Source organism: Streptomyces sp. MBT53 (assembly GCF_016654115.1).
Taxonomy (GTDB): Bacteria; Actinomycetota; Actinomycetes; order Streptomycetales; family Streptomycetaceae; genus Streptomyces.
On record NZ_JAEQAZ010000492.1, the window covers coordinates 1 to 526 of the forward strand.

Annotated in this window: 1 protein-coding gene; it reads right to left on the bottom strand. The window is 70.9% G+C overall.

Features of this window, described 5'->3' with window-relative positions; genetic code table 11:
- A partial coding sequence (locus tag JHN45_RS52435; protein WP_201056578.1) for a uridine kinase occupies positions 1-526 on the bottom strand: 526 nt, incomplete at both ends.

A 526-nucleotide genomic window follows, 5' to 3' on the forward strand; every position in this document is an offset into this window, starting at 1 on the left:
CTGCGGCCGGACGCCGTCCGACCGCAGCCGCGGCCAGCCGGCCCAGCGCCTCGTCCTTGTCGCAGGCGTACGCGCCGAGCGTCGTCTGCCGGGCCACGATCGACCGCTCAAGACGCATCAGCCGCCAGCCGCGCCGCAGCAGGAACGGCACGGACTTACGGCCCTCCCGCAGATCCCGCAGGAAGCGGCGGCGGAACGTCCGCACAGGTCCGCGGCTCAGGCACAGCGCGTCCGCGAGAACACCCAGTTCCCGGCAGCGGGTGATGACCTCGGCGGCGAAGATGCCCTCCGCTATGAACAACGGCGTCCGGCCCACATCGACCGCCTCCGTACCCGTACGGGCGCTCAGCGAGATGTCGTAGACCGGCACATCCGTACGACCCGTGCGGCACAGCTCGACGATCGCGGTGACCGCGACCTCCGCGTCCCAGGAGTCGGGATGGTCCCAGTCGATGTCCGAACTCCCCGCCACGAGTGGCAGCGTCGGGTCGTCGCCCTCCTTGTAGAAGTCGTCGAGCCGCAGCAC